Source organism: Halomonas almeriensis (assembly GCF_030409235.1).
Lineage (GTDB): Bacteria > Pseudomonadota > Gammaproteobacteria > Pseudomonadales > Halomonadaceae > Halomonas > Halomonas almeriensis.
The window spans coordinates 107,834-129,990 of sequence record NZ_JAUFPO010000011.1; the positions used below are offsets into that span (position 1 = coordinate 107,834).

Annotated in this window: 17 protein-coding genes; 14 read left to right on the forward strand and 3 right to left on the reverse strand. The window is 63.0% G+C overall.

Features of this window, described 5'->3' with window-relative positions; all coding sequences use genetic code 11:
• Positions 1 to 39: 39 nt before the first annotated feature.
• From QWY74_RS10805 to QWY74_RS10830, 6 genes are all read left to right on the forward strand, one after another.
• Positions 40 to 1,236 (forward strand): class I SAM-dependent rRNA methyltransferase, encoded by a 1,197-nt coding sequence (locus QWY74_RS10805; RefSeq protein ID WP_290314301.1) that lies wholly within the window; start codon positions 40 to 42, stop codon positions 1,234 to 1,236.
• Positions 1,237 to 1,287: 51 nt separating this feature from the next.
• Positions 1,288 to 1,605 (forward strand): putative signal transducing protein, encoded by a 318-nt coding sequence (locus tag QWY74_RS10810; RefSeq protein WP_264826365.1) that lies wholly within the window; start codon positions 1,288 to 1,290, stop codon positions 1,603 to 1,605.
• Between the two features lie 60 nt (positions 1,606 to 1,665).
• Positions 1,666 to 2,100, forward strand: coding sequence for an acyl-CoA thioesterase (locus QWY74_RS10815; protein ID WP_264826364.1), 435 nt, complete (start codon positions 1,666 to 1,668; stop codon positions 2,098 to 2,100).
• A gap of 176 nt (positions 2,101 to 2,276) precedes the next feature.
• A complete protein-coding gene (gene ald, locus QWY74_RS10820) occupies positions 2,277 to 3,392 on the forward strand; it encodes an alanine dehydrogenase (protein WP_264826363.1) in 1,116 nt (371 codons plus the stop codon).
• Positions 3,393 to 3,574: 182 nt separating this feature from the next.
• Positions 3,575 to 4,600, forward strand: a complete 1,026-nt coding sequence (locus QWY74_RS10825) for a tryptophan--tRNA ligase (protein ID WP_264826362.1) — start codon at positions 3,575 to 3,577, stop codon at positions 4,598 to 4,600.
• A gap of 117 nt (positions 4,601 to 4,717) precedes the next feature.
• On the forward strand, positions 4,718 to 6,397 hold the full coding sequence (locus tag QWY74_RS10830; RefSeq protein WP_264826361.1) for an NAD-dependent malic enzyme: 1,680 nt from the start codon (positions 4,718 to 4,720) through the stop codon (positions 6,395 to 6,397).
• On the opposite strand, the gene QWY74_RS10835 is transcribed toward QWY74_RS10830, so the two are convergent.
• Complete coding sequence (locus QWY74_RS10835; RefSeq protein WP_264826360.1) at positions 6,389 to 7,294, reverse strand: LysR substrate-binding domain-containing protein; 906 nt, start codon at positions 7,292 to 7,294, stop codon at positions 6,389 to 6,391. The genes QWY74_RS10830 and QWY74_RS10835 overlap by 9 nt on opposite strands.
• Positions 7,295 to 7,498: 204 nt before the next feature.
• Here QWY74_RS10835 and QWY74_RS10840 point away from each other — a divergent pair, with 204 nt between their 5' ends.
• Positions 7,499 to 8,731, forward strand: coding sequence for an aromatic ring-hydroxylating oxygenase subunit alpha (locus tag QWY74_RS10840; protein WP_264826359.1), 1,233 nt, complete (start codon positions 7,499 to 7,501; stop codon positions 8,729 to 8,731).
• A gap of 137 nt (positions 8,732 to 8,868) precedes the next feature.
• Here QWY74_RS10840 and acnA read toward each other — a convergent pair whose 3' ends face one another.
• A complete protein-coding gene (gene acnA, locus QWY74_RS10845; protein WP_264826358.1) occupies positions 8,869 to 11,613 on the reverse strand; it encodes an aconitate hydratase AcnA in 2,745 nt (914 codons plus the stop codon).
• Between the two features lie 217 nt (positions 11,614 to 11,830).
• Here acnA and QWY74_RS10850 point away from each other — a divergent pair, with 217 nt between their 5' ends.
• The 5 genes from QWY74_RS10850 (at position 11,831) to ilvN (ending at position 18,789) form a co-directional block, all read left to right on the forward strand.
• Positions 11,831 to 12,010: a zinc ribbon domain-containing protein gene (locus QWY74_RS10850; protein ID WP_435389148.1), complete on the forward strand. Its 180-nt coding sequence runs from the start codon at positions 11,831 to 11,833 to the stop codon at positions 12,008 to 12,010.
• A 210-nt stretch (positions 12,011 to 12,220) separates the two neighbouring features.
• Positions 12,221 to 13,171: a thioredoxin-disulfide reductase gene (gene trxB, locus QWY74_RS10855; protein ID WP_264826356.1), complete on the forward strand. Its 951-nt coding sequence runs from the start codon at positions 12,221 to 12,223 to the stop codon at positions 13,169 to 13,171.
• Between the two features lie 316 nt (positions 13,172 to 13,487).
• Positions 13,488 to 16,067: an ATP-dependent chaperone ClpB gene (clpB, locus tag QWY74_RS10860; RefSeq protein ID WP_264826355.1), complete on the forward strand. Its 2,580-nt coding sequence runs from the start codon at positions 13,488 to 13,490 to the stop codon at positions 16,065 to 16,067.
• A gap of 506 nt (positions 16,068 to 16,573) precedes the next feature.
• Positions 16,574 to 18,298 carry an acetolactate synthase 3 large subunit gene (locus QWY74_RS10865; protein ID WP_264826354.1) on the forward strand — a complete coding sequence of 575 codons (1,725 nt, stop codon included), beginning with the start codon at positions 16,574 to 16,576 and terminating at the stop codon, positions 18,296 to 18,298.
• Complete coding sequence (ilvN, locus tag QWY74_RS10870) at positions 18,298 to 18,789, forward strand: acetolactate synthase small subunit (protein WP_013331089.1); 492 nt, start codon at positions 18,298 to 18,300, stop codon at positions 18,787 to 18,789. Before QWY74_RS10865 ends, ilvN begins: the two co-directional genes overlap by 1 nt.
• A 54-nt stretch (positions 18,790 to 18,843) precedes the next feature.
• On the opposite strand, the gene ilvY is transcribed toward ilvN, so the two are convergent.
• A complete protein-coding gene (gene ilvY / locus QWY74_RS10875) occupies positions 18,844 to 19,734 on the reverse strand; it encodes an HTH-type transcriptional activator IlvY (RefSeq protein WP_264826353.1) in 891 nt (296 codons plus the stop codon).
• Positions 19,735 to 19,857: 123 nt separating this feature from the next.
• Between ilvY and ilvC the strand changes: the two genes are divergently transcribed.
• Complete coding sequence (ilvC, locus tag QWY74_RS10880; protein ID WP_264826484.1) at positions 19,858 to 20,919, forward strand: ketol-acid reductoisomerase; 1,062 nt, start codon at positions 19,858 to 19,860, stop codon at positions 20,917 to 20,919.
• A gap of 160 nt (positions 20,920 to 21,079) precedes the next feature.
• Complete coding sequence (gene pssA / locus QWY74_RS10885; protein WP_435389149.1) at positions 21,080 to 21,910, forward strand: CDP-diacylglycerol--serine O-phosphatidyltransferase; 831 nt, start codon at positions 21,080 to 21,082, stop codon at positions 21,908 to 21,910.
• Positions 21,911 to 22,157 lie beyond the last annotated feature (247 nt).

Genomic DNA, 22,157 nt, shown 5'->3' on the forward strand with positions numbered 1-22,157 from the left:
GAGCACTGCCTCCCATTCCTTTCACGCACGAGATTTACCATGACCGCCCTACGCTCCCTGCGCCTTAAGAAAAACGCCGACCGTCGCCTCAAGGCGGGTCACCTCTGGTTGTATTCCAACGAGATCGATACCAGGACCACGCCCCTCAAGGACTTCGCCGCCGGCGAGCAGGCAGTGGTGGAAGCCGCCAACGGCAAGGCGATGGGTGTGGCCTATGTTAATGCCCATTCACTGATCTGCGCGCGCATGGTGTCGCGGGATGCCGGGATGACCCTTGACCGTTCGCTGCTGGTGCATCGCCTGAATCAGGCACTGTCGCTGCGTCAGCGCCTCTTCACCAGGCCCTTCTATCGCCTGGTGCACGGTGAGGGCGACCTGCTGCCGGGACTGGTCATCGACCGCTTCGACGATGTGCTGGTGGTGCAGCTCAATACCGCCGGCATGGAAGCGCTGCGCGAGCCCTTGGTGGATGCCCTGGACAAGGTGATGTCACCGCGCGCCATCGTGTTGCGTCACGATACCAGCGGGCGCCGCATGGAAGGGCTCGAGGGCGGCGTCGAGGTGCTGGGCGAGGCGCCCCCCGAGCACGTGGAGCTGGAAGAGAACGGCGTGCGTTTCATGGCGTCGGTGCGGGAGGGGCAGAAAACCGGCTGGTTCTATGACCACCGGCCCAACCGGGCCTGGCTCAATGCTCAGGTGGAAGGCAAGCGGGTGCTCGACCTGTTCAGTTATGTCGGGGGCTGGGGCATCCAGGCGGCGGCTCATGGGGCCAGCGAGGTGCTGTGCGTGGATGCCAGCGAGCGCGCCCTGCAGGGGGTGGCGGAAAATGCCGAGCTCAACGGCCTGCAGGACAGGGTCGCCGTGGCCGAGTCCGATGCTTTCGAGGCCCTGGCGGCGCTCAAGGCCGACGACGAGCGCTTCGATGTGGTTATTCTCGACCCGCCGGCCTTCATCAAGAAGCGCAAGGACATGCCTGCCGGTGAGCGCGCTTATGGCCGCCTGAACCGCGAGGCAATGCGGCTACTGGGGCGGGACGGCCTCCTGGTCTCGGCGTCGTGTTCCATGCACCTGGGCATGGATCGCCTGACCGACGTGGTGCGTGGTGCCGCCCGCCATCAGGACCGTCACGCCCAGGTGATCTACCAGGGCCACCAGGGGGCGGACCATCCGGTGCATCCGGCGATCCCCGAGACCTCCTATCTCAAGGCGTTGGGCGTGCGGGTCTTCCGCGACTGACCGGGCCCCTTGTCCGGCCACTCGGCCTGATCCGCCAGGGAGACGAGCAGAATGACGGCTTTCGGTGTGGTGCGCGTCTTTGCTCACTCGAACCCGCTGCTGGTGGGGCATGTGGCCAATCTGCTGGAAGCGGACGGCATCCCGGTGGAGCGGCGCAACATGACCCTGGGCGGTGCCGCCGGCGAGCTGCCGCCCATGGAGTGCGAGCCTGAAGTCTGGGTGGCGGCCCAGCATCAGGCCTGGGCCGAGTCACTGATCGAGCAGATGCGTCGCCGAACATCACGGCCCGGCTGGGTCTGCCCCGTCTGCGCAGAAGCACTCGACGGGGTGTTCGACTGCTGCTGGAATTGCGGCACCGACAGGCCCTGACCACCGCCCTGGCGTACCATCTGCCCCCATCAACCTTTTGTCATGCCGGAAGGAATCGCCATGTCCTGGGACCTGCCTGCGCCCTTCGTGCTGGATCTCGAGGTCGAAGACTCGAGCATCGATCACTATGGCCACGTCAACAATGCCGAGTATCTGCGCTGGGTCGAGCGCATCAGCTGGGCCCACTCCGAGCATCTCGGCCTGAGTCTCGCCGATTATCGCCATCTGGACCGGGCCATGGTGGTGCATCGTCATGAGCTCGACTATCTGTCACCCGCTTTCGAGGGCGATGCCCTGCAGCTGGCGACCTGGATCGTCGCCTGCGATGACCGCCTGACGTTGACCCGGCGCTTTCAGCTTCAGCGCGCCGAGACGCGGCGAACGCTGCTGCGGGCGTGCACGCGGTTCGCCTGTATCGAGCTGTCCAGCGGCCGCCCTCGACGCCTGCCCGAAGCTTTTCGGCAGTGCTATGGCGGGGCTCTGGTCAGGCAGTAGCCAGGCGGCGGAAGACTTTCTGTTTAATGTGCCTTTAACAGTCGTATTTTCGATGCTCTGGCGGTAAAGTCCGAGATTTTTTTGTTTTTCATGGCGCATCTCTGCGTGGAATCACTGTTGTGCTGTAATGGAGTTCAAATTGCTTCGACATCATCGTTCACGCAGCGGAGGACCCCATGAAGATCGCCGTCCCGAAGGAAATCAAGAATCACGAGTACCGTGTCGCCCTGACGCCCAGTGGCGCCCGCGAGCTGGTCGGGCGTGGCCACGACGTCATCGTGCAGACATCGGCCGGTGAGGGTGCCGGCTTCAGCGACGCCGATTTCGAAGCCGCCGGTGCGCGACTGGAAAGCGATGTGGCCACCCTCTGGGCCGATGCCGAGCTGATCCTCAAGGTCAAGGAGCCCCAGGCCGAGGAAGTCGCGCGGCTGAGCAGCGGCCAGACCCTTTTCACCTATCTGCACCTGGCCGCCGAGGAAGAACTGACCAAGGGGCTGCTCGACAGCGGCGCGACCTGCATTGCCTACGAGACCATCACCGCGGCCGAGGGCGGCCTGCCGCTGCTGGCGCCGATGAGCACCGTCGCCGGCCGCATGGCGGTGCAGGCCGGTGCGCACAGCCTCGAGAAGGCCCAGGGTGGCTCCGGCATCCTGCTGCCCGGCGTCCCGGGTGTCGCCCCGGCCAAGGTCACCGTCATCGGTGGCGGCGTGGTCGGCGAAAACGCCGCGCGCATGGCATTGGGCCTGGGTGCCGAGGTGACCGTGCTGGACAAGTCCATCCCGCGCCTCGAGACCCTGGATGACCGTTACCAGGGCCGCATGAAGACCGTCTTCTCCACGGCCGATGCCATGGAAGAGGCGATTCGCGAGTCGGATCTGATCATCGGCGCCGTCCTGGTGCCGGGGGCGGCGGCGCCCAAGCTGATCACTCGTGACATGCTGTCCGACATGAAGCCGGGCAGCGTGCTGGTGGACGTGGCCATCGACCAGGGCGGCTGCTTCGAGACCAGCAAGCCGACCACTCATGCCGAGCCGACCTATGTGGTGGACGGCGTGGTGCACTACTGCGTGGCCAACATGCCGGGCGCGGTGGCGCGCACCTCGACCCAGGCGCTGACCAACGCCACCCTGCCGTTCGTGCTGTCGCTGGCCGACAAGGGCTGGCGCCAGGCGCTCGCCGAGGACAAGCACTTTGCGGCGGGCCTCAACGTCCATGATGGCAAGCTGACCTATCGTGCCGTGGCCGATGCTTTTGGCCTGGAGTACGTGGAGGCGGCGCAGCTGATCGGCTGACCCAGCGCTCACCCACGTTGCGAAGCCGCTGAAAAGCAATGCGACGGGCCAGAGTCTCTCCAGGGGCTCTGGCCCTTGAGTGTCCGACATGGCGTTGGCGGCGTTGGTGCCCGGGCAGGTCGCCTTGGCCGGGGCCTCGCGTTACCATGACGGTATTCCCGAGTCAGCAGAGTCACGTCTTCATGACCGCAACATCCGACAAGACCCGTGTGCTCACGGGCATCACCACTACCGGCACCCCGCACCTGGGCAATTATGTCGGTGCCATCAAGCCGGCCATCGCGGCGAGCCAGGACCCGACCGTCCAGTCCTACTACTTCCTGGCCGATCTGCATGCCCTGATCAAGAGCCATGACCCCAAGCGCGTCCATCAATCGCGCCTGGAAATCGCCGCCACTTGGCTGGCCCTGGGGCTGGATACCGACAACGCCATCTTCTACCGGCAGTCGGATATCCCCGAGATTCCCGAGCTGACCTGGATGCTGTCCTGCGTCTGTGCCAAGGGCCTGATGAACCGTGCTCATGCCTACAAGGCGGCCGTGGCCGACAACGAGACGGCCGGGCAGTCGGATCTGGACAAGGGCGTCACCATGGGGCTGTTCGGCTATCCGGTGCTGATGGCGGCGGACATTCTGATGTTCAACGCGCAACGTGTGCCGGTGGGGCGTGACCAGATTCAACACATCGAGATGGCCCGCGACATGGCCGGCCGCTTCAACCATCTGTTCAAGGGCCAGTATTTTACGCTGCCGAATGCGTTGGTCGACGAACGAGTGGAAGTGCTGGGCGGGCTCGATGGGCGCAAGATGTCCAAGAGCTACGACAACACCATCCCGCTGTTCGTCTCCGAGAAGAAGCTGCTCAAGCTGGTGCGCAAGATCAAGACCAACTCCCTGGAGCCGGGCGAGCCCAAGGACCCGGATACTTGCACTCTCTTCCAGATCTATTCGGCCTTTGCCACCGAGCAGGAAGCCGCCGAGATGCGCCGCGACTACGAGAACGGGATCGGCTGGGGCGACGCCAAGAACCGGGTCTTTGAGTATCTCAATGCCCAGCTGAGTGAGCCGCGGGAGCGCTATCAGGCACTGCTGGACGATCCCGGCCACATCGAGGAAGTGCTGCGCCAGGGCGCCGATCGGGCGCGCGCCGAGGCCGCTCCCTTCATGGACCAACTGCGCCAGGCCGCCGGGCTGGGGCGCTTCGTCTAGGCGTCGCGAACGGATCATGTTGACCACGCGGTGGGCGCCTTTCCCGCTGTGGTCGAGTCGCGGCCGGATCGCCACGGCGTATCAGGCCTGCCCATCAGAGACAGCGGAGACAAACCGATGACCAGCCAAGACAAGCGCCCTCTGTACATCCCCTATGCCGGCCCTCCCTTGCTCGAGATGCCGCTGCTCAACAAGGGAAGTGCCTTCTCCCGCGAGGAGCGCCTCGAGTTCAACCTGATCGGCCTGCTGCCCCAGAATGTCGAGACCATCGAGGAGCAGGTCGAGCGAGCCTATCGCCAGTATCACCAGTGCCAGACCGACCTCGACCGCCATATCTATCTGCGGGCGATCCAGGATGACAACGAGACCCTGTATTTCCGTCTGGTCTCCGAGCATCTCGAGGAGATGCTGCCGATCATCTATACCCCGACGGTGGGGCAGGCCTGCGAAGAGTTTTCCAATATCTATCGCAACCACCGCGGCCTGTTCATTTCCTATCCCGACCGCGACCGTATGGATGACATTCTGCGCAGTGCCACCAAGGACCGCGTGAAGGTGATCGTGGTCACCGATGGCGAGCGGATCCTCGGCCTCGGTGACCAGGGCATCGGCGGCATGGGCATTCCCATCGGCAAGCTGTCGCTGTATACCGCCTGTGGCGGCATCAGTCCGGCCAATACGCTGCCCATCACCCTGGATGTGGGGACCAACAACCAGGCGCTGCTGGATGACCCCATGTACATGGGCTGGCGGCATCCGCGTGTTTCCCAGGTCGAGTATGATGCCTTCATGGCGGAGTTCATTGCCGCGGTGAAGCGCCGCTGGCCGCATGTGCTGCTGCAGTTCGAGGACTTCGCCCAGGCCAATGCCATGCCGCTGCTGGAGCGCTATCGCGATGAGCTCTGCTGCTTCAACGACGACGTCCAGGGCACCGCGGCCGTCTGCGTGGGAACGCTTCTGGCGGCCTGCAAGGCGCGAGGCGAGGGCGTTGCCGATCAGCGCGTGATCTTCGTCGGCGCCGGCTCGGCCGGTTGTGGCATCGCCGAACAGGTGGTGGTGGCCATGCAGGAAGAGGGGCTGAGCGAGGCAGAGGCCCGGACGCGGCTCTTCATGGTCGATCGCGACGGCTTGGTCACCACGGATCAGGATGGGCTGCGCGACTTCCAACGTCGCCTGGCGCATGACCCCTCGCGGGTCGAAGGCTGGGACGGTCAATCCCTGCTCGAGGTGGTCAGGCAGGTCAGGCCCACCGTGCTGCTCGGGGTCTGTGGCCAGAAGGGCCTGTTTACCGAGGAAGTAATCCGCACCATGCATGCGGGGTGCGCGTCGCCTCTGATCATGCCCCTGTCCAACCCGACGTCACGCGCCGAGGCACTGCCCCATGACGTGATTCACTGGACCGACGGTCAAGCCATGGTGGCCACCGGCAGCCCCTTCGCGCCGGTAGAGCATGGCGGGCGTCAGTACCCGATCGCGCAGTGCAACAACGCCTATATTTTCCCGGGCATCGGGCTCGGTGTGGTGGCCTCTGGGGCACGGCGCGTCACCGATGGCATGCTGATGGCCGCCTCAAGGGCCTTGGCCGAGGCAGCGCCTGTGGCGCAGACCGGCGAAGGTGCGGTACTGCCGGCACTGGCCGATATTCGAAAGTTGTCGAAAGCCATCGCCTTTCAGGTGGCGTTGGAAGCCCAGCGTGAGGAGGTGGCGTTGAAGAGTGACGAGCAGGCCATCCATGACGCCATCGACCGGCACTTCTGGTATCCGCGCTATCGCAGCTATCGGCGTCGCTCATACTGATCCCGGCAGCCTCGGAGCCGGGGCTTGCAGCAGCCAGTCACACAGCAGCATGGCTCGCCCGCTCGCCCTGGGGTTGATGCGAATATAGAAATCGAGCGGGGAAGGGATGTCCTGCGGCACGAGCTGCACCAGCCTGCCGCTCTCGACGAGCCTGGCGGTCAACCCTTCCCAGCCGAGGATGGCGCCCATGTCGTCCTGCGCCGCCTGCAGCGCGATGATGTAGTTGTTGACGCTGAAGCCGTGCACGCGCGGGCGGGGGTAGCCGAGCTGTGCGAACCATTCCTGCCACCCCGTCCAACCGGTCTCTTCCGCCTCGAGATGAATCAGCGGCGCACGCTGCAGGTCGTCGAGGTCGTGAATGCGTTGCTCCTTGGCAAAGCGCGGGCTGCCCAGGGCAATGATGCGATCACGCATCAGGGCACGAGACGCCATTGTTTCGGCATGGATATCGCCGTACTTGATGCTGAGATCCCACTGTGAACGTGGCACCTCAACGTCACTGACGATCTGTGCAACTGAGACATGGCCGTGATGTCGCCAGAACCGCGATAGCTTGGGCGTCAGCCACAGCGAACTGACCGCCGTGGTTGCACTGATGGTCACGGCGGCCTGACTCTGTTGAGTGCGCAGTTGGCCAATACTGTCGGAGATGCCTTCGAAGCCCTTCTGCACTGCCAGTAGCAGGTAAGCACCGCTTTCCGTCAGCTCCACGCCGCGATGGTAACGCCGGAAAAGCTCCCGCCCGAGCTCGATCTCGAGGCTCTTGACCTGGTGGCTGATGGCCGCGGATGTGACGTGCAGCTCACTGGCGGCGGCCTTGAAGCCCTGATGGCGCGCGGCCGCTTCGAAACACACCAGGGCATGCATCGAGGGCAGGTCATACAAACGTTTTGGCATAGTCAGATTGTCGCGTGGCGCCGGTGTCGGTCAGTATTCAATGCATTATTATCAGAGGCCAGCGTTGCATCAAAGCGGCAATCGCCAATCACCACCTGGCTAAATGCAGCTAAGTCAGAAAGGGTTTTTTTGAAGTTGTGGCGGCAGGCACCCTTGCCTAGCGTTTGAAGAGTTACCTTTGTATGCAGACAAGGACACTCGACCATGACGCCACCGACTCTTGACCTACCGGCCATGCTGGCACGCCGCCGTCCCGGCTACTCGCTCGAGCGCCCCTTCTATATGTCTCAGGCGATCTTCGAGCTGGACCTCGAGACGATCTTCTATCGCCAGTGGTTGTACGCCATCCCGGCCTGTCAGCTCGCCAAGCCGGGGCACTACGTGACCCATTGCGTCGGTGCCTACAATCTCGTCCTGGTGCGCGGCCAGGATGGCAGGATTCGCGCCTTCCACAATACCTGTCGACATCGCGGTTCCATCCTTTGCAACAAGGCCCAGGGTAGCGTAGCCAAGCTGGTATGCCCCTATCACCAGTGGACCTATGAACTGGATGGCCGACTCCTTTGGGCACGCTCCATGGGCGAGGATTTCGACCCGGCCGAGCATGGTCTGAAGCGCGTTCACTGTCGCGAGCTGTGCGGCCTGGTCTATATCTGCCTGGCCGACGAGGCGCCGGACTTCGACGCCTTTGCCGAGCTGGCGGAGCCCTACCTTGACGTACATGAGCTCGCCGACGCCAAGGTGGCGCATGTCTCGACCATCGTCGAGCAGGCCAACTGGAAGCTGGTGTGGGAAAACAACCGCGAGTGTTATCACTGCAGTGTCTGTCACCCCTCGCTGTGCCACTCCTTCGACGTCGACCCCGATATCGCCGGTGTTCGGCCGGATGGCAGTGTGGCACCGCGCCTGCAGGCGCATTTCGAGCGCTGCGAACAGGCCGGCGTGGCAGCGCAGTTTCGCATGGATCCGGCAGGGCAGTACCGACTGGCCCGCATGCCGCTGCAGGCCGGCGCGGTCAGCTATACCCTGGATGGCCAGGTCGGGGTTCAGCGTCCGCTGGGGCGAGTCGGCATTGCAGATGCCGGCACGCTGATGAAGTTTCATTACCCGAGCACCTGGTGTCACCTGCTGCCCGACCAGGCCATGACGTTTCGCGTCAACCCGCTCGGTCCGACCTCGACCGAGGTCACCACCACCTGGCTGGTGCACAAGGACGCCGTGGAAGGCGTGGACTACGACCTGGAGCGGCTGACCCGGGTGTGGATCGACACCAACAACGAGGATCGCGAGATCGTCGAGGATAATCAGCGCGGCATCAACTCACCGGCTTACGAGCCAGGGCCCTATTCGCCGGAAGAAGAAAGCGGCGTGGCGCAGTTTGTCGAGTGGTATTGCGACGCGCTGCAGGGTGCCGGACAGGGTACCGAGAAAGGGTGACGGCCAGGCAATGCCATCGGCGATGCGGCACCCTCGGGCTGGGTAGGGCCAGCATCGCTGCGGCCCGGGCCTCGCCATGAAAAAGCCCCGCCGGTGTCAGCCGGCGGGGCTTGGGTGCTCCTCGCGAGGGGAGGGGATCAGGCGGCGCCGATCATCTTGCGCAGCACATAGTGCAGGATGCCGCCGTGGAGGTAGTACTCCAGCTCATTGGCGGTATCGATGCGGCACAGTGCCTCGATCCTTTTCTCGCCCTTGGCGCTCTTGATGACCACCTCGACCTTGCCACCCGGCGTTAGATCCGAGAGCCCGCTGATGGAGATCCGCTCGTCGCCGGTCAGCTCCAGGGTCTCGCGGGTATCACCATTGGTGAACTGCAGCGGTACCACGCCCATGCCGATCAGGTTGGAGCGGTGGATACGCTCGTAGGACTCGGCCAGCACGGCACGCACGCCCAGCAGGCGGGTGCCCTTGGCGGCCCAGTCCCGGGAGGAGCCGGTGCCGTATTCCTTGCCGGCGACTACGACCAGGGGTGTACCTTCCTGTTGATACTGCATGGCCGCATCATAGATGGCCATCTGCTCGCCACTGGGCACGTGCCGGGTTTCACCGCCGACCACGCCATCGAGCATCTCGTTCTTGATACGCACGTTGGCGAAGGTACCGCGCATCATGATTTCGTGATTGCCCCGGCGCGAGCCGTAGGAGTTGAAGTCGACCGGCTTGACGCCGCGCTCCTGCAGGAAGCGACCCGCCGGGCTGTCGGGCTTGATGGCACCGGCCGGCGAGATGTGGTCGGTGGTCACCGAGTCGCCGAGCTTGGCCAGAATGTGAGCATCCTCGATATCCTCGGTGGCGGCGGGTTCGCGGCCCATGCCCTCGAAGAAAGGGGGGTGCTGGATGTAGGTCGAATTGCTGGACCACTGATAGACCTTGCTCTCCGGGACGTCGATGGACTTCCAGACCTCATCGCCATCGAAGACCTCGGCATATTCCTTGCGGTACATCTCGGTCTTGACTTTCTCGACTGCCTCGGCGATTTCCGCCTGGCTTGGCCAGATGTCCTTGAGATAGACCGGATTGCCCTCGGTGTCATTGCCCAGCGGCTCGCTGGCCAGGTCGCGGCGCACATTGCCGGCCAGCGCATAGGCCACGACCAGGGGCGGTGAGGCGAGCCAGTTGGTCTTGACCAGCGGATGCACCCGTCCCTCGAAGTTGCGGTTCCCCGAGAGCACCGAGGCCACTGTAAGGTCGCCGGCTTCGACGGCCTTCTCGATGGCCTCCGGCAGCGGGCCGGAGTTGCCGATGCAGGTGGTGCAGCCATAGCCGACCAGGTTGAAGCCCAGCTCGTTTAGGTCATCCTGTACACCGCCGGCCGCCAGGTAGTCGGTGACCACCTTGGAGCCCGGTGCCAGCGAGGTCTTGACCCAGGGCTTGGTGGCCAGGCCACGTGCCAGCGCATTGCGCGCCAGCAGGCCGGCGGCCATCATCACGCTGGGGTTGGACGTGTTGGTGCAGGAGGTGATGGCGGCGATCACTACAGCGCCGGGGTCCAGGCGGAATGCCGCTTCGTCGGTGTCGACCTCCTGGCTGTCGTCATGCTTGAAGGCCACGTCGTCATGGCCGCCGGCCTGGCCACCTTCCGATATCATGCGGCCTTTCTCGGTGGAGGGAAGCGGCTTGCCGTCGTCTTCCATCACCTTGGCAAAGGCGGCCGGCATGTCCCGCAGGTTGACCCGGTCCTGGGGACGCTTGGGGCCGGCCAGGCTGGATTCGACGTCGTTCATGTCCAGTTGTAGAACATCGCTGAAGACGGGCTCCTGGCCTGGTTCTCGCCACAGCCCCTGTGCCTTGCAGTAGGCTTCGACCAACTCGACCTGATCTTCGTCGCGGCCGGTCAGGCGCAGGTAGTTGAGGGTCTCGTCATCGACCGGGAAAAAGCCGCAGGTTGCGCCATACTCGGGCGCCATGTTGGCGATGGTCGCGCGGTCGGCCAGAGGCAGGTCGGCCAGGCCATCGCCGTAGAACTCGACGAACTTGCCGACCACGCCGTGGTTGCGCAGCATCTGTGTGACGGTCAGCACCAGGTCAGTGGCGGTGATGCCTTCGCGCAGCTTGCCGGTCAGCTTGAAGCCGACGACTTCCGGGATCAGCATGGAGACCGGCTGCCCCAGCATGGCGGCTTCGGCCTCGATCCCGCCGACGCCCCAGCCGAGCACGCCCAGGCCATTGATCATGGTGGTGTGGGAGTCGGTGCCGACCAGGGTGTCGGGGTAGGCGAAGGTTTTGCCGTCGACGTCCTTGGTCCACACGGTCTTGCCCAGATATTCGAGGTTGACCTGGTGACAGATGCCGGTGCCCGGCGGCACGACCCGGAAGTTGTCGAAGGCCTGCTGGCCCCAGCGCAGAAACTCGTAGCGTTCGTGGTTGCGCTCCATCTCGATGGCCACGTTGTCCTTGAACGCCGTGGGGTTGCCGAATTTGTCGACCATGACCGAGTGGTCGATGACCAGGTCGACCGGCGACAAGGGGTTGATGCGGGCGGGGTCTTCACCCAGGGATTCGACAGCGGCGCGCATCGAAGCCAGGTCCACCACGCCGGGCACACCGGTAAAATCCTGCATCAGCACGCGTGCCGGGCGGTAGCCGATTTCACGGTCGGATGAGGCCTTTTGCTGCCAGTCGACCAGGGCCTGGAGGTCGGCGCGCTCGACGCTCGGGTCGTCGGCAAAGCGCAGCTGATTCTCCAGCAGCACTTTCAGGGTCATCGGTAGACGAGAGATATCGCCAAGGGCATCAGCGGCTTTCGGCAGGCTATAATAGTGATAGGTCGTGCCGGCAGCCTCGAGGGTCTGCAGGGTATCCGGAGTGGACTCGTTGCTCATTGCTTTCCTCCTGTCACGGGAGTGTCGAACCATCCTGGGCTCGTTCTCTTACATGGTCATGATAGTTGGGCTTTTCAACCGGCGCCCCGGGAGGCGGCCTTGAAACTCAGGGGATCACCCCCCATGTCACTTGCCTGTCTATTCGTTATTCATCACTCGTTGGTTGACTGTCCTGGGAGCGTTTGCTGTGTACCAAGACGCATTGGAACATCGGGACGTGAATTGTCCCTACTGTGACGCGCCCTTTACCCTCTGGGTGGATATCTCGCAAGGCCGGCACATGACCTGGCAGGACTGTCCGCAATGCTGCGCGCCGATTCAAATGCGTGTCGAGGTCTCGGAGATTTCCGGCGAGCTCGAGTCGATCATGCTGGGTCAGGACGATGACGTGCTGTGATCTGCCCGGTTCGCTGGCAGTATAGTGAAAGCTTGTTGTGCACGGCACAATAGGCGACGTCCATGAGTACCATAGCGTGTTGCCGATGGCTCGTCAGCGGTCATTGGCCTAATGTCTCAAAACGCGACCGCAGTGGCCTGTGCCATGTCGATGCAGCGTCGGCATCGCTCAGTCTGTTGTGTTTTTATTGCCAGAATTGCGAGGTCCCCCATGAGCGAAGTACGCCACGAACGCCTGATCATTCTGGGCTCCGGCCCGGCCGGTTATACCGCGGCGGTCTATGCGGCACGCGCCAACCTCAAGCCCCTTTTGATCACGGGGCTGCAGGCGGGCGGTCAGTTGACCACCACCACCGATGTGGACAACTGGCCCGGCGACGATGAGGGGGTTCAGGGGCCCGAACTGATGGAGCGCATGAAGCGTCATGCCGAGCGCTTTGATACCGAGGTCCTGTTTGATCATATCAATGAGGTCGAACTGGGCGAACGGCCCTTCACGCTCAAGGGGGACAGCGGCACCTACACCTGTGATGCGCTGATCATCTCCACCGGCGCCAGTGCCCGCTATCTGGGCCTGGAGTCGGAGAGTCGCTTCATGGGGCAGGGCGTGTCGGCCTGCGCGACTTGTGATGGCTTTTTCTATCGCAAGCAGGAAGTGGTCGTCATCGGGGGCGGTAACACCGCCGTCGAGGAGGCGCTGTACCTTTCCAACATCGCCTCGAAGGTCACCCTGGTGCACCGCCGCGACAGTCTGCGTGCCGAGAAGATTCTCCAGGACAAGCTGTTCGACAAGGTCGAGAACGGCAATATGGAGGTGATCTGGAACCATACCCTCGACGAGGTGCTGGGTGACAATACCGGTGTGACCGGGGCGCGTCTGGTATCGACTGAGGATGGGATTCCGCGCGAGATCTCCGCCCCCGGTGTCTTCATTGCCATCGGCCACAGTCCCAACACCGGGATCTTTGAAGGCCAGCTCGACATGGCCGGCGGCTACATCAAGGTGCAGTCCGGCCTCGATGGCAACGCCACCGCGACCAGCGTGCCCGGTGTCTTCGCCGCCGGCGACGTCATGGACCATGTCTACCGCCAGGCCGTGACCTCCGCCGGCACCGGCTGCATGGCCGCCCTCGACGCCGAGAAGTATCTGGATGAAAGCTAGAAGGTGAAAGAGCGCCCGGCCTGTCGACCGGGGAAGTGGCAAGCACGTGCCTGGCGCTTTCTGAAGAGGGAAGAACGGCGCTTCGCGCCTTAAGAGGGAGGTCAAACCCCTAGACGCCACAACCCCGGGTGCTAGCCTGGCCTCTTCCCTCTTCCCTCTTCCCTCTTCCCTCTTCCCTCTTCCCTCTTCCCTCTTCCCCTACCTTGAAAACCCCGCCACCAGACTCCATCTCTACTGTCAAGACACATTGACAGACTGTTTTTACAGGGTCAGGCGGCGCGTCCGAACGCGCCGTTACCCCGATGGAGGATAACGAATGCGCTTCGATAAATTCACTGCCAAGTTGCAGAATGCGGTGGCGGATGCCCAGTCCCTGGCTGTGGGGCAGGGTCATAACCAGCTTGAGCCGGGACATCTGCTGATGGCCTTGCTGGATGCCACTGATACCGGTGTCAAGGCGCTGATTCAAAAGGCCGGGGGCGATGCGGCGCGGCTGCGGGATGCCTTGAAGAGCCACCTGGACGATCTACCCCGGGTGGGGGACTTCGATGGTGAGGTGCAGCCGTCCCGCGACCTGGCCAAGCTCTTCAATCTGACCGATCGCGAGGCCCAGAAGCGCGGTGACCAGTACATCGCCAGCGAGCTGGCGCTGCTGGCCGCGCTGGACATGCGTCATGCCGTCAGCAAGCTGCTCACTCAGGCGGGGTTGTCGCGCCAGTTGCTGGAGGCGGCGGTGGACAGCGTGCGCGGTGGCGAGCGGGTCGAGGACCCTGATGCGGAAGGCCAGCGCGAGGCGCTGGACAAGTACACCCTGGACCTCACCGAGCGGGCGCTCAGCGGCAAGATCGACCCGGTGATCGGCCGCGATGACGAAATCCGTCGCGCCATCCAGGTGCTGCAGCGTCGCACCAAGAACAATCCGGTGTTGATTGGCGAGCCCGGGGTGGGCAAGACGGCCATTGTCGAGGGCCTGGCACAGCGTATTGTCGATGGCGAGGTGCCGGAAGGTCTCAAGGACAAGCGTGTCTTGTCGCTTGACATGGGCGCCCTGCTGGCCGGCGCGAAGTTCCGCGGCGAGTTCGAGGAGCGTCTCAAGGCGGTGCTCAAGGAGCTGGCCGAGGAGGAAGGGCGCGTCATCCTATTCATCGACGAGTTGCACACCATGGTCGGCGCCGGCAAGGCGGATGGCGCCATGGATGCGGGTAACATGCTCAAACCAGCGCTGGCCCGTGGCGAGCTGCATTGTGTGGGGGCCACCACCCTGGATGAGTATCGTCGCTATATCGAGAAGGATGCGGCCCTGGAGCGTCGCTTCCAGAAGGTACAGGTCGACGAGCCTAGCGAGGCGGACACCATCGCCATCCTGCGCGGGCTCAAGGAGCGCTATGAGGTGCACCATGGCGTGGACATCACCGATGGGGCCATCATCGCTGCGGCCAAGCTGTCGACGCGCTACATCACCGACCGCCAGTTGCCCGACAAGGCCATCGACCTGATCGATGAGGCCTCCTCGCGCATCCGCATGGAGCTTGACTCCAAGCCGGAAGAGATGGATCGGCTCGACCGGCGCCTGATTCAGCTCAAGATGGAGCGCGAGCACCTCAAGAAGGAGAGCGACGAGGCTTCGCGCCAGCGCCTCGCCGGCCTCGATGAGCAGATCGGTGAGCTGGAACGCGAGTACGCCGACCTTGATGAAATCTGGAAGGCCGAAAAGGCCAGTATCCAGGGAGCCGCACAGTTCAAGGACGAACTCGACAAGGCGCGCATCGATCTCGAGCAGGCGCGGCGTCAGGGCGACCTGGGGCGGATGTCGGAGCTGCAGTACGGGGTGATCCCTGACCTGGAGCACAAGATTGCCGAGAGCAGCGACGAGGAGGCCGACACCTCCGAGCATCGCCTGCTGCGCTCCAACGTCACCGAGGAAGAAATTGCCGAGGTGGTGTCGCGCTGGACCGGTATTCCGGTCTCCAAGATGCTCGAGGGCGAGCGCGACAAGCTGCTGCGCATGGAAGAGGCATTACACGAGCGGGTCATTGGTCAGGACGAAGCGGTGCGTGCGGTATCCAACGCCGTACGGCGCTCACGTGCCGGCCTGGCGGACCCGCATCGGCCCAATGGCTCCTTCCTGTTCCTGGGGCCGACCGGGGTGGGCAAGACCGAGCTCTGCAAGTCACTGGCCGGCTTTCTCTTCGATACCGAGGACGCCATGGTGCGCATCGACATGTCGGAGTTCATGGAGAAGCACTCCGTGGCTCGTCTGATCGGCGCGCCGCCGGGTTATGTTGGCTATGAAGAGGGCGGTTACCTGACCGAAGCCGTGCGCCGCAAGCCTTACTCCGTGCTGCTGCTGGACGAGGTCGAGAAAGCCCATGCGGATGTCTTCAACATCCTGCTGCAGGTGCTTGAGGACGGTCGGCTCACGGACGGCCAGGGGCGTACCGTGGACTTTCGCAACACCGTGATCGTGATGACCTCCAACCTGGGCTCCGACATCATTCAGCGTATGGGCGCCGACGACGACTATGCGCACATGAAGTCCCAGGTCATGGAGGTGGTCGGCACGCACTTCCGCCCCGAGCTGATCAACCGCATCGACGAAGTGGTGGTCTTCCACTCGCTGGCGCAGGCACAGATTCAGGCCATCGCCGGTATTCAGCTCGAGCACCTGCGCGCGCGGCTCGCCGAGCACCAATTGGGGCTGGAAGTCTCGGACGAGGCCCAGGCACAGCTGGCGCAGGCCGGGTTCGACCCGGTCTTCGGCGCACGGCCTTTGAAGCGTGCCATCCAGAGTCGGATCGAGAACCCACTGGCCGAGGATCTGCTGGCCGGTCATTTCGCACCGGGCGAAACAGTGCGTATCGAGCTGGAGGGAGATCGGCTGACCTTTCAGCGCTGAGGGTCTGCACCCGGTGCACCGCGACGCGGTGAGCCGTGATGTCACAGACGCCCGCCGGTTCTGCAGACCGTGCGGGCGTTTGCATGAAAGGCCTGGCATGCGGGGCCTTCGGACGCGGGTGTGGCGTCTCGTGGTTGACACTTCGCGGCCGCTATTGGAACCTTGTTGGTTCCTGATACGGGTGTGGCTTCCAGCGGGCAATCCCCCACCGCCACGCGAAGGGTAGGCTGCAGGCCTTTACCCGCCGAAGGACTTCCGGGTCAGGGCCAACCGCCCGACCTGGCCAATGCCCCGACGCGGTGATCCGCCGCGATAGGGAAGGCTCGCTGACTGTGCTGGCGCAGGGCCGATCGGCCTTCCCGACGAGAGTGCTGGCCCCACACGGGCCAAATGAACGCCAGGGTTTGGCATCAGGTGCCGGCATGGCCGGCAGCGGCAAACCGCCGCACTCGAATGGCGCCCGAGGGGCGCTTATTGCACTCGAGACCTCCAGGGGAGAAACATCTGTGGAATTGCTTTCCGGCGCGGACATGATCGCCCGCTTCCTGCAGGATGAGGGCGTCGAATATATCTATGGCTATCCGGGTGGCGCGGCGTTGCATATCTATGACGCCCTGTTCCGCCAGGACAAGGTCAAGCACATACTGGTTCGTCACGAGCAGGCCGCGACCCACGCCGCCGACGGTTATGCCCGGGCATCCGGCAATCCCGGCACGGTACTGGTGACCTCCGGCCCCGGTGCCACCAATGCGGTAACCGGTATCGCCACGGCCTACATGGACTCCATTCCCATGGTCGTGCTCTGCGGTCAGGTAATGAGCCATCTGATCGGTGATGATGCCTTCCAGGAAACCGACATCGTCGGTGTCACCCGGCCGATCGTGAAACACAGCTTCACGATCCGTCATCCTTCCGAAATTCCGGAAGTTCTGCGCAAGGCGTACTACCTGGCGTCGACCGGTCGTCCCGGTCCGGTGGTGGTGGATATTCCCAAGGATATGACCACGCCGACCGAGCGCCATGAGTACGTCTATCCGAAAAAGATTAAGATGCGCTCCTACAACCCGGTGGCGCGCGGTCATACCGGTCAGATCAAGAAAGCCGTCGAGCTGATGCTCAAGGCGCGTCGCCCGGTCTTCTATACCGGCGGTGGCGTGGTCACCGGGCGTGCCTGCGAGGGGCTGACCGATCTCGTCAAGCGCCTCGGGCACCCGATCACCACGACCCTGATGGGCATCGGCGCCTTTCCCCAGAGCGATGACCAGTGCCTGGGCTGGCTGGGCATGCACGGCTCCTACGAGTCGAACATGGCCATGCACCATGCCGACCTGATCATCGCGGTCGGGGCGCGCTTCGACGACCGCGTGACCAACAACACCTCGAAGTTCTGCCCGACGGCCAAGATCATCCATGTGGATATCGACCCGAGCTCGGTCTCCAAGACGGTGCGCGCCGACGTGCCGATCGTCGGCCCGGCGCAGAGTGTCATCAACGAGATGATCAGCCTGCTGCAGGGCCGTGAAGTGGCCGATCCCGAGGCCCTGAGCGATTGGTGGAAGACTATTCAGGACTGGCGCGACGAGCGGCGTGGCAAGCTCTACGAACCTTCCAAGGAAGGCGAGCTGCTCAAGCCCCAGGAAGTCATCGAGGCCATCTGTCGCCTGACACGGGGCGAGGCCTACGTTACCACGGATGTCGGCCAGCACCAGATGTTCGCGGCGCAGTACTACAAGTTCGACAAGCCCAATCGCTTCATCACCTCGGGCGGGCTCGGCACCATGGGCTTCGGCTTCCCGGCCGCCATGGGCATCAAGCACAACTTTCCGGAAGAGCAGGTGGTCTGCATCACCGGCGAGGGCAGTTTCCAGATGATGATGCAGGAGCTGTCGACCTGTAAGCAGTTCGGCGGCGGCGTGAAGATCATCAACGTCAACAACGCCTCGCTGGGCATGGTGCGTCAATGGCAGGACCTGAACTACAAGTCTCGCCATGCACATTCCTACATGGAGTCGCTGCCCAATTTTCAGCAGTTGATCGAGGCCTATGGTTTCACCGCTCTGCGAGTGGACACCATGGAAGAGCTCGAACCGGCGCTGGAACGGACCTTTGCCGACAAGCACGAGCTGGTGTTCCTCGACGTCATGGTCGACCCGCACGAGCACGTCTACCCGATGCAGGTGCCCCTGGGTTCCATGCGTGACATGCTGCTTTCCAAGACGGAGCGGAGCTGATGCGCCATATCATCTCGATTCTGATGGAAAACGAACCGGGCGCCCTGTCTCGCGTGGTGGGTCTGTTTTCCCAACGCAACTTCAATATCGAAACGCTCAACGTGGCGCCCACCGAGGACGAGACACTGTCGCGTCTGACGGTGACGACCGTGGGGGACGACCGCGTTATCGAGCAGATTACCAAGCACCTCAACAAGCTCATCGATGTGGTCAAGCTGGTAGATCTGACCGAGGGCAGTCATATCGAGCGCGAGCTGATGCTGGTCAAGGTCAAGGCGCTGGGCGCAGCGCGGGACGAGGTCAAGCGCACCGTGGACATCTTCCGCGCGCAGATCGTCGACGTGACGCCAAGCCTGTACACGGTGCAGATTACCGGCGATGCCGAAAAACTCGATGCCTTCCTTCAGGCCATGGCGCCGGTCGGGATTCACGAGGTGGCGCGCACCGGTGTCTCGGGGATCGCCCGTGGCGACAAGGTGCTGTCTCTCTGATCGCTGGCGTCAGCGGTACTCTTCAAGCCGTCCTTCGGGGCGGCTTTTCTGTCTCTAGCCGCGCTCTGCCACTTCCTCCCACAGGGCGTTGATCAGCGGGCTGCGCAGGCGTCGGTTGAGCACGCACAAACCCACATCATAATGCGGCAGTTCCGGCTTGACCGGCAGTATCCTGACCCGTTCTGACAGGGGGCTGGCCTCGAGCACGATACGTGGCACTACGCCGATGCCGAAGCCCAGACTGACCATGCTGACGATCGCTTCATGACCGGCCACCTGGGCATAAATCCGGGGGCTGATTCCCAGCGCCCGGAACCAGGTGTTGCTGACCTCCCGTGACAACCCCGACTCGGAGAGGATCATGGGTACCTGACGCCACTCGGCAATATCCGGTACGCGAGGGTCTCGGGGGATCCAGTCATGCGCCTCGAGGGGCGCAATGAAGACCAGGGGAGAGCGCGTCAACGACTTGAATGCCAGGCCATCGGGCAGGTGCCTCGGGCGAGAGGTGATGGCCATGTCCTCGCTGCCGGACTGCACACGTGTCATGGCCTGTGCCGGGTCCCCGGTGTGCAGCTTCAGCTCTATGCCCGGATAGTGGTTGCGGAACTCGCTGAGCAGGTCGTGGAGGAAGCTGTAACTGGCCGTCACGGAGCAATAGATGCTGATTTCGCCGGTCAGAGAGCGCGCCTCGCTCATCAATGACTGACGCAGCTGCTCCCAATGTTCCAGGGTGTCCTGAGCGAAGGCATGAAAGCTTTGGCCCTGGCGGGTCAGGGCAACGTGCCGGTTGTCACGCTCGAAGAGCGTAACGCCAAGGCTGCCCTCCAGTTGCTGGATCGAGCGCGACAGGGTCGAGGGACTGACGTGGCAGCGTTCACTGGCACGGCCGAAATGCAGTGTGTCGGCCAGGGTCAGAAAGTGATGAAGGGGGCGCATGTCCATGACGCCATTATTGCATATTACGGGATGTTTTGTTGCAAATATAGCGTTTTACGCAACAAGTTTGCTGACGTACAGTGCTCTCATCGACCCGAGCCCGGCGCAGAGTGCCGTGGTGCTGCGGGTCTGCGAAGCGGATTAGCTTTTCACTTCCATCACCAGGAGCTCAACATGCAGGTTTATTACGACAAGGACTGCGATCTTTCGCTCATTCAGGGCAAGCAGGTCGCGATCATCGGTTATGGCTCTCAGGGTCATGCTCACGCCAACAACCTCAAGGAGTCCGGTGTCGACGTTGTGGTGGCGCTGCGCCAGGGTTCTTCGTCGGCTGCCAAGGCCGAGGCGGCAGGGCTGAAAGTGGCCACGGTGGAAGACGCCTGTCAGTCCGCCGATGTGGTCATGCTGCTGGCCCCGGATGAGAATCAGAAAGCCATCTACGAGCAACAGATTGCGCCCAACCTCAAGCAGGGGGCTACCCTGGCGTTCGCGCATGGCTTCAACATCCATTACAACCAGATCGAGCCGCGTGCCGACCTGGATGTGATCATGGTCGCGCCGAAGGCCCCGGGACACACCGTGCGCTCCGAGTTCGTGCGCGGCGGTGGCATCCCTGACCTGATCGCTATCCAGCAGGATGCATCCGGTGCGGCCAAGGAAGTCGCCCTGTCCTATGCCGCTGCCATCGGTGGTGGTCGCAGCGGCATCATCGAAACGTCCTTTCAGGATGAAACGGAGACCGATCTGTTCGGCGAGCAGGCCGTGCTGTGCGGCGGCGCCGTCGAGCTGGTCAAGGCCGGCTTCGAGACCCTGACCGAGGCCGGTTATGCCCCGGAAATGGCCTATTTCGAGTGCCTGCACGAACTCAAGCTGATCGTTGATCTGATGTACGAAGGCGGTATCGCCAACATGAACTACTCCATCTCCAACAATGCGGAGTATGGCGAGTATGTCACCGGTGGCGAGGTCATCAACGAGCAGTCGCGTCAGGCCATGCGCGCGGCACTCAAGCGTATCCAGACCGGTGAGTACGCGAAGATGTTCATCAACGAGGGTAACAGCAACTACCCCTCCATGACGGCGCGTCGTCGCCTGAATGCCGAACATCCCATCGAGCAGGTCGGTGAGAAGCTTCGCGGCATGATGCCGTGGATCGCGGCCAACCAGCTGGTCGACAAGGAAAAGAACTGATCGAACCGGTCCCCACGGGCCGCCAGCGAGTCAAGGGGCCACGGCGAATGTCGTGGCCCCTCTGCGTCGGAGGGCGCAGCATTTTACGGCTTGCGTCGTGAGCCAAGCCGCCCGCAGCGTGTAGAATGGTGAAAACCTTCAGCGGCAACGGATGACACTGATGAGCCACGACACCCATAACGGCGAACACTCGACACCGCATTCGAACGACGAGGACCTGGCGTCCGCTTTCATGCGCGAGTCGGAAGTGGTCGAAGAGGCCGTGGAGGATGGCAAGAAGGTCAAGCGGCGCGGCATTTACCTGCTGCCCAATCTCTTCACCACCTCGGCGCTGTTCTCGGGCTTTTTTGCTGTCGTCGCCGCCATCAACGGTGACTTCGCCGCGGCATCCATCGCCATCTTCATTGCCATGGTGCTGGACGGCCTGGATGGTCGCGTCGCTCGACTGACCAATACCCAGAGTGATTTCGGCGCGGAATTCGACAGTCTCTCCGACATGCTGTCATTCGGTGTAGCGCCGGGGCTCGTGTCCTTTATCTGGATTCTGCAGGATGTCGGCAAGACCGGCTGGGTCGTGGCGTTCCTGTATGTGGCCTGCGCGGCTCTGCGACTGGCTCGTTTCAATGTTCAGCTCGGCAGCGTCGACAAGAAGTGGTTTATCGGCCTGCCGAGCCCCTCGGCAGCGGCCGTAGTGGCGGCGAGTGTCTGGACCTTTCACAGCTTCGACGCGAATGCGTTCGGCTTCAAGCTGTGGATGTTGTTCGTGGTCGGCGCAGCAGGGGTACTGATGGTCAGCAATATCCGCTACTACAGCTTCAAGGACATCGACCTCAAGGGGCCGGTCCCCTTTGTCATGCTGTTGGCCATCGTGCTGGGCTTTGTGGTGATTTCCATTGAGCCCTCGGTGATGCTCCTCTTGCTGTTTGGTACCTATGTGGCCTCCGGTCCTGTCCTGGCGGCGATGCGGAAGCTGCGCAAATCCTCTACCTGAGCTTGTCAGGTCATGCGTGCAAAGCGCCCGCCTCGAGCGGGCGTTCGCGTTCCTGTCCCCGGCATGATGCTATCCACAGGATGTCCGGGATGAAGGTTGTGGGTTTCTCGACAAGCTGTCATGTCATGGGCTGCAAAGCGCCGGGGAACGAGGTGGTAAAAATCCCTTCAAAAATTCCTTGCATGAAGCCGGCTGAGGTCATATAGTACGCATCCGCTGCCGGCGACGGGCCAACCTCGCTAGCGGC